Genomic DNA, 14,101 nt, shown 5'->3' with positions numbered 1-14,101 from the left:
GATATCGCATTACTATAAGATGGCCCATATCAAAAAAGACACCTAATAATTCCTTAGCGTACGAAATTCGCGTTTTGTTGGCAGGCTCACATGCCCATCAAGCTAAGATTTTAAAATATTCTCTAAATGGAAAGTTTGTGTTTTTATCGTTTTGGAGGTAAAAGTTGTTGTAAGTCATTATAAATCGAAAAAACGAAGTTTGGTTGTTGCAAACTTCGTTTTCGCTTATATCTTTTTATTGTTTTAAAAATTCTCCCATTATTTCCATTACGTCCTCTGAATCGTTTACTTTATCTTTTGAAAAACGCCATTGTTCTTTTCCATATCGCTCCATCTCAACCTTTATTACTTTTTCTTTATCTGAAACTTTTGCTTCTGGCAAAATAGATATAAAGTAACCAAACGATTGGCTAAATAATTTAGGCTGTTCAATTCCTGGATTTTCTTTTAGCAATCTTTCATTTTCCTTATGTAATTTTGGTTGCAATTCGCTTAATAATAATGGTTTTACTTTTAATTCCACTTCAACTTTATCTTCCTCAGGAGAAGAACCTACTGATTTTACTTTAAATGTAACTTTTTCCTGCAATACAGATTTCAACTTTTTATAATAGTTTTCAAATTCCTGGTCACTAATTCCATTATGCGTACTGGACAGTGCATCTTTTTTAAATTCTTGTTGTATATTTTGAGTAAATTGTTTTCCATCTTCACCGGATAATTTATTAATTTTGTTTATATCCTTATCATAATAAATAGCATTTATATAGGATTTTAGAGCTTCAGCTGGCTTGTTTAAGTCTTTTGTATTCTTTTCTATTTCTTGCGTATCAATTTTGAAAGAAACTTTTTCTGTTTCATCGTCTCTTTTTTTTGTTTCTTCATTGGAATAAACGAGCTCATATGATGAGGCCTTATTCACTTCATAGTAGAGAATCCCCGATGTTTTTTTACCAGGTTCTAATTCTATTAAACGTAATTTATCTGAATCAGCCTTATCATATTTCTTCATTTTTTCATCACCTTGATATAGTGTAAAGAGATAAGGTGATATCTCTAACATTTCATCCCCTTTATTTTTCAAACTCACTTTGAATTTCAATACTGTATCTTTATTTATTCCTCCCATGGTCCCACTTAATGGTAATACGTACTCAGCATTTTCAACTTCAACTTCCACATTTTTTGAAGACGAAGATGCCTTTCCGTTTTTTACAGTTGTAGAACTTTGTGAAGAACTACAACCAGTCACAATAGTTAATGTGAATATAAACAAAAAACAAATCATAAAAATCTTTCTAAGTTTCACTTAAAACCCCTCCATCCCTTTGTTTAAAAACATTTACTATTTTACCATAAAATTCTATTCATATGTCTATTGAGCGACAAGATAGCCAAACTTAGAGATAGAAGGACTAGAGATCCTCCAAGCCATACTGGTGACATTGTGCACTTGTTACCTTGTGACTACAGAAACGATTGAAATTCCTATTTGTAGAACGAAATTATTAAAAATTTACATTTGATGTATTCGGATTAGCTTCAATTAAATAATTTTGTTGAGGTAGTGCAAGTCACCAACTCAATGCATCTCAAATTATCATAAAAGGAATGCAAAGATAAAAAGGACAATCCTATATATAGAAGAAGTTAGTTGATAAATCGAATTTGAAAATAAATGAAGCGGTATTAAAAGACATGTATAAAAAGAAAGAAGTGATTGAAAAAAGCTCACCAAAATAAGAAAGTCTTAAGCGGTATCAATCTATAGTTCATTATAAAAAATACCAAACAAGATGATATTGTTTTCCAATGAGATAAAATGTATAATGAGAGTGTAGAGATAAACCTTTTATTAAAGGTTTTAACTTACTAACTATGTGCATAATAATAAAAGACGAGATGCTGGTAACATCCCGTCTAACTTGTAACTGCTGCCGTTAGGTGGTAGATTGCAAAGTTTAATTATTTTTTCTTCGAACCACCTTTCTTACGTTTGGCAGACGTCTGGGTGGTTCTTTTACTTTTATTATTACGTTTTGCTACTAACTTGTTAGCACAAGCAGTTGCAAAAGTTGTTATGAACACTGTTACGAATAGTTTCGTAGCGTCCTGTAATAATTGTTGTAAAAATTCCATATCGGTTACACCTCCTTTCCCTCTAAATTAAGAGAAAGAAAGGTTGCAACCTCCCACCACACGCCTTCAGTTACTAGCAATATTATACCATAATTAGAATTAGTTATAGTTTATAATTTATTCCGTTTGAAAAACATATTAGGATTATATAATGAGATTAAGATTATATAAAACGCCACTATATATAACAAATTTGGAATGTTTAGGGCGTTAAGCTATCTTATAAATAGACTTCAATATAATAACTTTGACACCCAAATTTCTATGATTTTCTGATTGTTATTAAAACGCGTTTTTCGTGTGCCACAAATGAATCTAATCATTCAGCCGACATAGCTGAAAAGTCATAAAAAGTGAGCATGAAAAAATCAAATAGGTAACAGAAAAGAGATGCGAAAGAAGATGTGCCAGTAAAAGAAATACATACCACTATTAATGCAGGATCCTTTAAATATAGCATTAATTTAGATATAAAGTCGTACTGTTTATTAAAAAGTTGTACCGTTTTAAAGTTATTTAAACTGTTTACAAAAAAATTTACGGTCTTATTTCTTTAATAATAAATTAGAAAAAGTATGAATCCACATTAAGTAACTAAAAATAATTTAAATGTTATAATGAAAAGTTATAATTTTTGAAATGCACTCCCAATTGTTAGATACAGTCTAACAATTGGGAGTGCATTTTTTTTGACTAAATTTACTTCAAAAGACAAATTGAATGTAGTCATACGTTAATAAAATGGACGTGAAAATATAAAAGATATCGTTAAATTATGGGGAGTGAATCATGAAGTGGTTCGTATGTAGATAAAACAATTTAAATATTATGAAATCCAAGCATTTGAAAAAGGTTATACAACGTATTCTGCGCAGTATAAACTAGACGTATTAAATTATATGATCGAGAATAGGACGTCTCAAACGAAACATCATTTATTTTTAATATCCCATTTTAAAAAAAGATAACAAAGTGGATATTTTATAAAAATATCCACTACTAATTAAATTTTTTATGTTGATGGACATAGGAAAGGATTCTATAAATTTAAAAATAAGATTGACAACGAAAGATTACAAGTGTAATATTCAGTTACAGATTACAAGTGTAATCCAAGGAGGGTGTAATTTAAACTAATGAAAGAATTACCTAAAATTTCGGAAGCTGAATTAGAAGTAATGAAAGAATTGTGGTCAAAATCTCCACAAACGGCAAATGAAGTAATTGAAGTGTTGGAGGTGAAAATGGATTGGAAACCCAAAACGATTCGAACGTTGATTAATCGATTAGTTCACAAAGAAGCAGTTGCTTATCACCAAGATAAAGGGCGTTTGTACTCTTATTATCCTTTGGTTTCGCAAGATAGTTATTTACAAGTAGAAACAAAATCTTTACTTAAACGTTTCTATGGTGCAGCATTTAAACCTTTACTTGTAAATTTTTTAAAAGAAGAAAAGCTGTCTTCAGAAGATATTAACGAACTTAAACGTATTCTAGATGAGAAAACTGAGGAAAATCAGAGGAAGGATAGATTATAGTTGTGGAAAAATTTGTTGATATTTATCTACCTGCATTTTTTGATTGGGTGATTGAGACCTCGATTATGGCTAGTATATTAGTGGGCCTAATCTTGTGTATCAAGGTCTTGGTTAGAAATAAGTTAACTCCACGCTGGCAATATATGCTATGGATCATATTAATTATAAGACTTGTATTACCTTGGTCGCCAGATAGTTCCTATAGTATCTATTCTGTTCTTACTTACAAGAGTGATGATGCATTCATTTCTAGCCAAAACCCTGTAGCTAGCTTTCTTACAAAAGAACGTATGCAAGAATTAAAAGATATAGACAATAAAAAGTTACTCACAAAAGAAGATACTTATACCACAAGTTCAACAAAAACTGGTCAGGTAAACAAGACACAAACACACAGTAATGAAGATGATGAGACGATTTTATTTTATACAATCTTTATATACATTTGGCTTACTGGCGTTATCCTTCTAAGTGTTGCTACTTTTGTAATGAACAGGCGTTTATTACTTTACATAAAAAAACAGCCTGTTATTACAGATGAGAAGGTTGTTCAAATTTTTGAAAAGTGTAAGCAATCTATGTCTGTTCAAAGGAATATCCCATTGCTTGTATCTGGAAAGGTTTCCAGTCCGACAGTGTTGGGGTTTATTAAGCCAAAGTTGTTATTATCAACTGTACATATGAAAATATTAGATGAACAACAGTTACGATATATTTTTCATCATGAATTAGCTCACATCAAGCGAAGAGATGTTGGTGTAAATTGGCTTATGCATGGCTTACTAATTTTAAATTGGTTTAATCCCATTCTATGGTATGCCTACTCATGTATGCGAGAAGATCAAGAACTAGCATGCGATGCATTAGCCCTTACATATATAGATTCAGAGGAACAAATTGCGTATGGACATACTATTATTAGTCTTTTGGAACATTACTCAAGTTACTATAAAGTACCGAGTATGGCTAATTTCAGTAAAAACAAAAGAATGTTAAAAAGGAGAATTTTAATGATTAAAAAATTCCAAAAAAAATCGTATCGTTGGTCTGCACTAGGAGCTGTAGCAGTTATTGCTGTATCATCTGTATCCTTATTAAATGCCCGGGCTGATATGCCCACTAATCCTGAGAAACAACAAATAGAAGTGAAAAATAATATGAAAGAATCAAAAACGCAAACCGATATTCCTATACAACAAATTGTAGAAAAAATGATTGGTACAAAAAAACAGGCAGAAGCAGAATTTATTGTTTCAGAAGAAGAGTATAATACTTTACTTACAGAACTTGGAGTAGCGCGAAATCTGTTTACGAAGGAAGAATTTGAGCGATTTATTAATTTAGAAACAGAATCACAGATTTTGTATAAAAAAGTAAAATTAGCAGGAAGTCCTGAAAATTTAGACCCAGAAGAGCAGAAAAAATATGAGAAAAACGATGAAGAAATTGGACCATTTAGACAGAAAATTTATTCGTCTTTTAAATTGACTAAAAAGCAAGCACAGGAATATCTTGATTTTCCAATAAAGACACCAACGTATGTAGTAAAAGGGTATAAATTCACTGGAGAAGATGTTCAAACACCGATGACTATAAAAAGAATGGATCCCACTATTGTTTATGAATACCACAATGAAGATTCCGTATATGTTGTGCATCAATCTGCCGTTAGAGATCAAGGAGAAAATTCGTTGCACGAGGTAGTGGAGAATAGTACAAAGATAACTAATTATGAATTAGTTGGTACAAAAATAAATTTATCTGAAAATACAAAGGATAAATTTAAAGTGATGAAGATGATTGTTCCTGCAAAAGGAAAGCATAGTGCTTATCAAGTGACAATTCTTGCGGATAATTTAAGTAGAGAAGAGTTAGAGAAAATTATGCTGTCCTGTTTAAAATAAAAAATAGAGTCTTAGGAACGGTATCCTAAGACTCTATTTTTTATTTTAGAAAGAAGCATTCTATGCAACTGTACAGAAAAGTTCTCTGTTTATTTCCCTTGCACAGATGTAGAAAGAAATAAAAGTCTAAACTACTTATTTATTAACATTGGAATATTCGGAAATTATTTTTGGATGGAATTTTACTCTCACGGTTTCAATAAGAAAAACTATGTTGTAAATGCTCATAGTTTTTTATGTTGGAGTTTAAAAAAAGTGTTAGAATGTAAATGTTTTTTATTTTTGAATTTCTTGTGTAGAACATAAATGAGTTAAACAAAAAATATCATTTTCATCTTAATACATCTCTAATTTTAATCTATTTCACAAAAATTTCCAAAGTGAAATAATAAATATTAGTTTATAGTTTCTTACTTTAACAAATAAGTCAAATTAGTAGAATGATAATAAAGTTGTTTAATTCACAACATAGTCATTAAAAAATAATAAAGTTATTAAAAAATCTTTCTTTCAAGCATTCAAAAGGTATTTTCAACTTAGTACAGAACTATATCATAATAGATTGACATAAAAAAGGTTTTAAAAAATTAATATGAATTGGGAGAAAAATTCGGATGAATTGCTTAGTTGCAAAGGGGAGTATTTATTATGAAATAGTAGGGAATGGCTTTCCAATATTAATAATGCATTCAATGGGGACAGACCATAAATCTATGAAAGCCTGGATAGAGCCAATATTTGATAAGATTCAGGGTTTTCAGAGGATTTATATAGATTTACCTGCTCACGGTCAAAGTTTAATTGACGAAAATTTCAACTCTTCAGATGATATGCTTTTAAACATTTTGAATTTTATCGATATGATAATTCCTAACCAAGCATTTTCTCTTATTGGTTTTTCATTTGGAGGATATTTGGCACAAGGTGTTTTGCACCATAGACATAAAAATGTAAAGAGTATTTGTTTGCTGGCTACTTCACTTCATTTGAAGGATAGGAATCTTCCTAAAAAAATAGTGGTTAGAAAAGATAAAGATTTATTAACAGAATTGGATTCTGATATAAGAATGGCTTTTGAAACATTGATGAATTATCAAAATAAAGAGAATCTTCACTGTTTTTTAAACGAAATTCAACCTGGACGATTATTAGCTAATAAAAATTTTTTAATGTCAAATTGGAGAGAGAAAGGATATTTTCTTTCTGAAGAACCGCTTAATGGTGTAGGTACACTTACACAACCTGTACTCATTATTCTGGGGAAACAAGATTCAATCTGTGGTTATAAAGATCACTTTTTTCTTCTAGAAAAATTTCCGAATGCTACGTTTTCCATTTTAGATGGTGCTGGTCATATGCTTCAAATAGAAAAACGTAAAATAGTACAAGAACTAATAAAAGACTGGCTAATTAGGAGCAATCCGGTTTGCGAATTAAGCGAGTAAATACAATCAATAAATTTTTTAACCAGGTTTCCATGTCTGTTGCTTGTCAGTTCATTTTGTAGTTCTTCAACTAAAAGCTGCTTTAATTCAATAAGGATTAAACAATTTTAAAGAGCCTTGGTACAATAAAATGTGCAAGGCTTTTTTATATTTCATAACAAAATTCAATAACTTTATTATTAATTTAAAAAAGTGAAAATTCGGACTTTTTCGCCCTCGTACAATACAACATATGTAAAAAGACATGAAAGTAGCAACTAATTTTATAGTATAAAATGCTGAATTATTAACGGATACAGTTCATTTAGTACCCATTTTCTTGTCCTCATATCAAGACAAGAAAATGGGTACTTTTTTAAACAGAGACACAAAAGTGGATACTTTGTCAAAATAGCAAGTACTAATTAAATATGAAGTTAAAGTTCAATTAATACATATATAATTTCGTTTAGGTGTTTTAAATGGGAGTGTTTATCGTTTTATTTTAATATAATATGAATACCCAGTGGAATTGCAGTGTTATATCAGCATCTTGTGTGTTATACACATGGTCCATATAAAATACAGTTAATGACTGAAATACTAACTAATGAATAGGACGGTAAAGTAAGTTTTCATAAAAATATGGAGGTGTGTACAATGAAATATTATGTTGTAGACGCATTTGCAGAAAACGTATTTGAAGGAAATCCAGCAGCAATTTGTATTATGGAAGAGTGGATTTCAGATGAGCTGATGCAAAAAATTGCGATAGAAAATAATCTTTCTGAAACAGCTTATGCAGTGAAAGAAGGGGAGGGCTATAAACTAAGATGGTTTACTCCTGGAGGAGAAATTGAACTTTGCGGCCATGCAACTTTAGCGGCAGCATACGTAATTGCTAACTATTATGAAAAAGAAGTGGAAGAGTTTAAGTTTCTAACAAAAAGTGGAGAACTTATTGTAACTAAAAAGAATGACATGTATGAGATGGATTTCCCCAGCACAATGCCTGAAAAAATTACATTAACAGATGCGATGGTTGAAGCAATTGGCATAAAACCTGTTGAAAGCTACTTAAGTAGAGATTTGATATTTGTATTAGAAAATGAAGAGGATGTTCAGAATTTGACACCTGATTTTGCGAAAATGAAGGAGTTACCTGATGGATTAGCTGTATCCGTTACAGCCAGAAGTTATAAATATGATTTTGTTTCCAGAGTCTTTTTCCCGAAACTCAATGTAAATGAAGATCCAGTTTGCGGTTCAGGACATTGTAGTTTCATCCCATTTTGGGCCCAACGTCTTGGTAAAGATGAAATGGTAGCGAGACAACTGTCTGACCGAGGTGGAACACTCTATTGTAAACATGAGGGAGACAGAGTAAAAATTGCAGGAACAGCAATTGTATATGCAATTGGTGATATACAATTATAATAAAAATGAGATTAAAAAATAAAATGGTTCAATTAATATACTAGTAGTAGTCAAAGATTATATTGGTGATTTAGACCGTATTGTAAATGTAATTAAACTACAAGCCTTTGTGAATAGTGTAGCCGGCTTTGATCAACAACATATAGTTATTAATACTGTTTCAAAGTTGTTAAAAGATATATTCGGAATGGAAGTTCAACACGCTAGAGCGGCAATTGGATTAAATCAGCTACCCAATGTATATCACAGTGGAAATTGATTCTATATTTGAAGTTCAAGCCACATAAGTAAATAATAAATAAAGTTTTTCTTTAAATGAAAAACACTTACTAAAATTACATGATAATGTATTAATAGTATTAAACCCGTTTCTAATCATACACAGAACTACTTTACATGTGTTGCATGAAATGTAGTTCTGTATATGATTTTTTAAAGAATAACTTTTAACAAGGAGTCTTAATATTATTTTAATTGCCATGAAAACTCTATTAATAAAGTCTAAATTTTCTTTATCAAAGAGATAAGAAAGGGTTACAAGTATGAAAAAAGGGGTTCTATTACTAATATTTGCAACATTCCTATGGTCAGGAAACTATATTTGTGGGCGTTTTTTAGGACCAGTATTACCACCAATATTACTTAACACTATTCGATGGGCAATCTCTACTATGATTCTTATTTGCCTGTTAATGCTTAATAAACAAAAGTTGCATCTCTTTAAAAATTGGAAAGAATTTAGTATACAGGGTTTTTTAGGTGTATATGCCTTTTCAACTTTAAATTATTTAGGACTCCAAACCATTAGCGCATCCAGAGCAGGAATGATTTCAGCAGGGATTCCCATTATGATTCTACTTTTTACACCTTTTATTCTTAAGGAAAAGATTAAAACAAAGGCATGGATTGGTGCACTTATTTCCATAGTCGGTGTCATAATATTAATTCAAGGAAAATCCTCAAATTCAATAGAAGTCTCAATTATTGGAGATGCTGAGATACTATTATCATGTGTCGCTTGGGGTTTATATACAGTTTTCGGGAAAAAGTATGGAAGAAAGATAGACCCTCTAGCAATGACTGCTGGGGCAGCATTTTATGGGACAATTTTTAGTGCAATAAGTTGTATTGGCACAGTACAGACGGATATGATTCACCTAACTAAAAGTGCATGGGTTTGTATTATTTATGTTAGTACTTTTTCTTCAGTAATTGCTTATATTGCATGGAATACAGGAGTGAAAATAGTTGGAGCAGGACGTGCTGCACCTTATATTAACTTACTACCTGTATGGACAGTATTATTAGGAGTTCTTTTATTGCAAGAACAAATATCAATCATAACGGTTGTTGGTGGGGTCATCACTATTTTGGGAGCTATTTTAACAAGTTTATAAGATAGCATAAAGTGAATAAATATAGTAGAGCTGAAAGTACAACGGTAAATTTAGTTATTAAATATTAGTAATGAGAGTAAGTAAGCATGTATGTGCATGAATAAAAATAAAAATTATGTGAAAAGGAAGGATTATAAAATGTCATTAGAAAAAGTCATTTCCTATTTCAAACAATATGGTATGGAAGATAGAATTATTGAGGTTAAGGAATCTAGTGCAACCGTTGAACTTGCAGCAAAAGCGTTGCACTGTGAGCCTCAAAGAATCGCAAAAACTCTATCTTTTCAAATAGAAGATCGTGTTTTAGTAATAGTAACTGCAGGTGATGCAAAAATTGATAATCGTAAATACAAGGAACAATTTGGTGTTAAAGCAAAGATGATTGATGCAAACAAAGTAGAAGAGCTAATTGGTCACGCAATAGGTGGTGTTTGCCCGTTTGCTGTAAATGAAGATGTTGAAGTGTATTTGGATGTATCGTTACAAGGATTTACAACTGTCTTTCCTGCCTGCGGTAGTGGGAACAGTGCAATTGAATTAACAATAGAAGAACTAGAAAGATACTCAGAATATTTAAAGTGGATTGATGTCTGTAAGGGATTTGTAAACTAAGAACTAATCTTATAAAAATCTACAGTCTGACGATATTTTAATAGGACTTTAAAATAAAGAGAGGTTGAGTAAGTATGAAAAAAAGATTTTGCATATTAATATTAGTTATGCTATTTAGTATTGGATTGGCTGGCTGTGAACAATGGGATCGTTATAGTCCCTTTGCAAGCGAGACAGATGTATATGGTGTAGTAAAAGAAGAAGCTAAACGGGATTCTAAGGCGCCTAAAGATGTAATTCATTATTCTTATGGATTAATTGGATATGATGAAGATTTAAATAAAATTGACTTAGGTTTTGGGTCTGATAACAAATTCCCTATTGGCACATATATTAAAGCTGTTAAAAGAGGAAGCGATACAAGAATGCATGATGTTACAGTTATTAAAAAAGAAGATATTCCAGCACATATAATTAAAAAATTAAATGAACAAGATAAATCTTTGGATTCCCGGAACATATTTTAAATATGGGGTAGCACCACATCGCTATCAAGTTAAAAAAATGTATACATAAAAAGAAAAAAATACGCCATCCTTTCCTATGATTCTACAGAAAGAATAGCGTATTTTTTCATTTTAGAGGATATTTTGCTTTGTTAGTTCAATTACAATGCGGTCAAACTCTATTTTAGATACCAGTCAAAGGCGTTTTTATAAAGAATTTTTTTTATGGCTTCTTCTTCAAATTCGTTTTTAATTAACTCTATATCTGAATGTCGGAATGGTATCTTTGCCCTTGTTGAAGGCAGATCAGTCCCAAACATTAACGCATCAGGGTTAATTGAATAAATTGCTTTCATTGCTTTAGCAGCATCAAAGTCAATTCTTCCAAATCCAGTAGCTTTTACTCGAACTCCTTTTTCGACTAAAGCTAATAAATTAGGTAGACCTTCTTTTGACAAACCTAAATGATCAATTGATACTTTTGGCAATTTTTCTAATATATTAGTTATCTCTGGTAAGGCATTTGAATTAATATAAAGCTCTGTATGCCAATTTACTAATTCATATACTCTTCTAGCAAAAATGTCTAAACGTGATATATCCTCTGAAACACCTCGATTTACATTAAAGCGAAGTGCCTTAACACCTTTCTCATTCAATTTAATAATTTCATCGTCTGATGTATCATAGGGTAACTGCGTAACACCAACAAAATTCTTCCCCAATGTTTGCAATGCATTTATTAAGTAAGTTTGATCAAACTTTTGAAAGGAACCAGAGACAATTGCACCACCAATTACATTTAAATTACTGACAGTGTGTAAATAATCTTCAGACGTAAATGGATCTGGCATATATCCTTGATTTTCGTACAATGGAAATTTTGGATCGATTATATGTAAATGTGTGTCAAATACTTTCATAGGATCACTCCATTCAAACGAATTTATAATTAAAGCATAGACTTCTTTTTGATATAAATAAATTAGATATTAATTATTAAAATTTATAAGTATATCTAATCGAATAACAATAATCCAAAAGATGTATAATGAAATTCTATTACATAATCAATATTTTTGAACACCTTTATTATTCACGAACAATGTATACACAAAAAGGCTAGTAAAGTACTAACTTTTTTGTACTCCTCATAAGAAGAATTATGAGGAGTACTCAAGTCGCTTATTTAACAACAGCGATTATTATTACATATATAAACTTTGGTTTGTTAGTTTATTGTAGAAAAGTAAACATTTCGTTCTGGGGTATTTATTTTTCTTAATTTGGTAGAGATGTGGTGATACCCCTAATACAAAATCATTTAATTAAAACGCGATAGGGTTTTGGCCTTTATTTTTCCAAACTGTACTTCTACGTTCAAATTCAAACAGTTTTTCTACAGCGTGTGCAATTTTTGATCCTAGTTTTTGTTCAATTGTGTAAATATCAAGATCTATCCCTGAAGTTACACCACCGCTTGATACTATATCTCCATCATCTACTATACGAGCATGCACCGGTATAGCGCCCATTTTAGGTAAGGCATCCATTCCCATAAAATGTGTACTAGCATATCGACCATTTAGAAGTCCAATCATTCCTAGAAGGTTAGCACCTACGCATACTGTATTTAAAGTAATATTTGGATTTTGTGCCGCTTGGTGTAACAAGGTTTTCAACTCCGTCTCAGAAGCCCTTTTTAATCTATTTACAATTGAATTTGGTCCATCCTCATAGGAATCGCCGGAACTACCTGGAATTAGAATTACACCTTCGGCGTTTGGGTCGAGTATGCCTGAAGCTTCGACTCTTACGTTATCAACTCCACTGTTAACAAATCTTTTCCCTTCAACAGTTACTAACTCTACTGTTACTTCTTCTGGAGAAAGCCCTGCTGCAGCGTTAAAGACATCAAAAGGAGCAATTGCATCCATTAAATCAAAACCATCAAATAAAACAACTTGAAATTTCATATTGTACACACATCCTATTATCATTATTTCAGACCGGACCGCCCGGTCTGATAAAAGTGCTGTATACTGGTTAGAAAACAACCTTCCAGTTACAAGTAATATAATAATGGATACACATACATAACAGTCAACGGTTGTATATAACACTTAATTTTAAAATATGAAAATATTATAATTTAAGGTGAGGAAGAAAATAAGAAGATAGAAGTAGAAATTGAAGAAGATAAATTTATAGATGTCTTTAAAACTGATGTATAGATCTTATTAGCAGAATCATTATATACATATTAAATTTCTTTTCAGTGTTATAAACGAGGGTTGATTGTTATATATGGTTTTGTTGTAACATACAATTAGCTGAATGAATTTCTTAAAATAAAATATGAAAATTTACTTGTCATAATTTTACCCCAAAGGAGTGATTAGATTTATTGATAAAGACTTTTATTGTTTGTTAATTCTTAGTAGAAAAAGGAGTACCTATCTTTAAAAATTGAAATAAAGAAGAGAAAAAACAGAATTAAGATACCTTATTAATTTTGAAGCATCAATTACATGGCGTTATGCAATGATTCATATCCAAATAAACATATAGAAAATTCATTCAGAGGATACATATGTCTTAACAAACTATTTTCTTCTTATATAAGATTGTATACAATCTTATAGCTGCTTGACAGAACAGTTGTAACTTCATTAGTTACAACTTATTTAATATTAACTAATAAAAAAGTGAAATATGAATGGAGATGTTATGAAATGAGTATGAAAAAAATCATTTTAGCTGGTGCATTAGGAATCGCAACACTTGCAGGTACAAATTTGCCAGGATTAGAAGCAACAAAAGCAAATGCAGCTTCTGTTGCTTCAATTACACTAACAATTGAAGGGCGTGTAGTTGAGATTGATAAAAATGTTATATCTGTTAAATCAAAAGAGTTTACAGATCCTATCAGTGTCTATTTTAATACTTCACCAAATGTGAAAATAGGGGAAGAAGTAAAGGTTACTGGTGCCATGATGAATAATTTCACTGAATATATGGTTGCACATTCTATCGAAAGTAAATCATTAACACCAGGTATTTACTTCCAAGAAAATGGCCTTCCTGATTATGTAGTAGGAGAGATTAGTAAAAGAGGACAACATAATAAATACGGAAATACATCTACAGATTATGTACATGTTAAATATCCTAAAATCAAAGGTGGAAATGACATCATAGAAG

General features: G+C 30.9%; 12 protein-coding genes and 1 pseudogene. 9 read left to right on the top strand and 4 right to left on the bottom strand.

The features are described from left to right. Positions 1-235: 235 nt before the first annotated feature. Both GBN78_RS24220 and GBN78_RS30395 read right to left on the bottom strand, forming a co-directional pair. Positions 236-1,309 carry a DUF5105 domain-containing protein gene (locus GBN78_RS24220; RefSeq protein WP_070184168.1) on the bottom strand — a complete coding sequence of 358 codons (1,074 nt, stop codon included), beginning with the start codon at positions 1,307-1,309 and terminating at the stop codon, positions 236-238. A gap of 656 nt (positions 1,310-1,965) precedes the next feature. Next, the gene (locus GBN78_RS30395) at positions 1,966-2,139 is read right to left on the bottom strand and encodes a hypothetical protein (RefSeq protein ID WP_000395068.1); all 174 of its coding nucleotides are present in this window, start codon (positions 2,137-2,139) and stop codon (positions 1,966-1,968) included. Positions 2,140-2,948: 809 nt separating this feature from the next. Between GBN78_RS30395 and GBN78_RS31250 the strand changes: the two are divergent. The 8 genes and pseudogenes from GBN78_RS31250 to GBN78_RS24180 form a co-directional block, all read left to right on the top strand. Beyond that, a pseudogene (locus GBN78_RS31250) lies at positions 2,949-3,091 on the top strand (IS3 family transposase); the annotation flags it as partial. 184 nt (positions 3,092-3,275) lie between these two features. After that, positions 3,276-3,677, top strand: coding sequence for a BlaI/MecI/CopY family transcriptional regulator (locus tag GBN78_RS24215; RefSeq protein ID WP_000661419.1), 402 nt, complete (start codon positions 3,276-3,278; stop codon positions 3,675-3,677). Further along, entirely contained in the window at positions 3,674-5,581 is a 1,908-nt protein-coding gene (locus GBN78_RS24210; protein WP_152127775.1) for a M56 family metallopeptidase, read from the top strand. Before GBN78_RS24215 ends, GBN78_RS24210 begins: the two co-directional genes overlap by 4 nt. A gap of 614 nt (positions 5,582-6,195) precedes the next feature. Beyond that, the gene (locus GBN78_RS24205) at positions 6,196-7,026 is read left to right on the top strand and encodes an alpha/beta fold hydrolase (RefSeq protein ID WP_152127774.1); all 831 of its coding nucleotides are present in this window, start codon (positions 6,196-6,198) and stop codon (positions 7,024-7,026) included. A gap of 639 nt (positions 7,027-7,665) precedes the next feature. Then, positions 7,666-8,442 carry a PhzF family phenazine biosynthesis protein gene (locus tag GBN78_RS24200; protein WP_152127773.1) on the top strand — a complete coding sequence of 259 codons (777 nt, stop codon included), beginning with the start codon at positions 7,666-7,668 and terminating at the stop codon, positions 8,440-8,442. A gap of 542 nt (positions 8,443-8,984) precedes the next feature. Next, positions 8,985-9,839 (top strand): DMT family transporter, encoded by an 855-nt coding sequence (locus tag GBN78_RS24190; protein ID WP_152127772.1) that lies wholly within the window; start codon positions 8,985-8,987, stop codon positions 9,837-9,839. Positions 9,840-9,977: 138 nt separating this feature from the next. Further along, positions 9,978-10,451: a YbaK/EbsC family protein gene (locus GBN78_RS24185; protein ID WP_152127771.1), complete on the top strand. Its 474-nt coding sequence runs from the start codon at positions 9,978-9,980 to the stop codon at positions 10,449-10,451. 74 nt (positions 10,452-10,525) lie between these two features. Next, positions 10,526-10,918, top strand: coding sequence for a YxeA family protein (locus GBN78_RS24180; RefSeq protein ID WP_152127770.1), 393 nt, complete (start codon positions 10,526-10,528; stop codon positions 10,916-10,918). A gap of 158 nt (positions 10,919-11,076) precedes the next feature. Here the strand turns inward: GBN78_RS24180 and GBN78_RS24175 are convergent, their stop codons facing one another. Both GBN78_RS24175 and GBN78_RS24170 read right to left on the bottom strand, forming a co-directional pair. Then, positions 11,077-11,820, bottom strand: a complete 744-nt coding sequence (locus GBN78_RS24175; RefSeq protein ID WP_152127769.1) for an amidohydrolase family protein — start codon at positions 11,818-11,820, stop codon at positions 11,077-11,079. A 405-nt stretch (positions 11,821-12,225) separates the two neighbouring features. Then, positions 12,226-12,873, bottom strand: coding sequence for a DJ-1/PfpI family protein (locus GBN78_RS24170; protein WP_152127768.1), 648 nt, complete (start codon positions 12,871-12,873; stop codon positions 12,226-12,228). Positions 12,874-13,632: 759 nt separating this feature from the next. Between GBN78_RS24170 and GBN78_RS24165 the strand changes: the two genes are divergently transcribed. After that, a partial coding sequence (locus GBN78_RS24165; protein ID WP_152127767.1) for a hypothetical protein occupies positions 13,633-14,101 on the top strand: 469 nt, incomplete at its 3' end.

Origin of the sequence: Bacillus sp. B2-WWTP-C-10-Post-4 (assembly GCF_009183805.1) — a bacterium.
Classification (GTDB): domain Bacteria; phylum Bacillota; class Bacilli; order Bacillales; family Bacillaceae_G; genus Bacillus_A; species Bacillus_A cereus.
This window is presented reverse-complemented; position numbering and strand designations above follow the sequence as displayed.

Coding starts and splice junctions, on each gene's coding strand:
- GBN78_RS24185 (WP_152127771.1), top strand. CDS start 9,978: ATGTCATTAGAAAAAGTCATTTCCTATTTCAAACAATATGGTATGGAA.
- GBN78_RS24180 (WP_152127770.1), top strand. CDS start 10,526: ATGAAAAAAAGATTTTGCATATTAATATTAGTTATGCTATTTAGTATT.
- GBN78_RS24205 (WP_152127774.1), top strand. CDS start 6,196: ATGAATTGCTTAGTTGCAAAGGGGAGTATTTATTATGAAATAGTAGGG.
- GBN78_RS24200 (WP_152127773.1), top strand. CDS start 7,666: ATGAAATATTATGTTGTAGACGCATTTGCAGAAAACGTATTTGAAGGA.
- GBN78_RS24215 (WP_000661419.1), top strand. CDS start 3,276: ATGAAAGAATTACCTAAAATTTCGGAAGCTGAATTAGAAGTAATGAAA.
- GBN78_RS24190 (WP_152127772.1), top strand. CDS start 8,985: ATGAAAAAAGGGGTTCTATTACTAATATTTGCAACATTCCTATGGTCA.
- GBN78_RS30395 (WP_000395068.1), bottom strand. CDS start 2,139: ATGGAATTTTTACAACAATTATTACAGGACGCTACGAAACTATTCGTA.
- GBN78_RS24175 (WP_152127769.1), bottom strand. CDS start 11,820: ATGAAAGTATTTGACACACATTTACATATAATCGATCCAAAATTTCCA.
- GBN78_RS24170 (WP_152127768.1), bottom strand. CDS start 12,873: ATGAAATTTCAAGTTGTTTTATTTGATGGTTTTGATTTAATGGATGCA.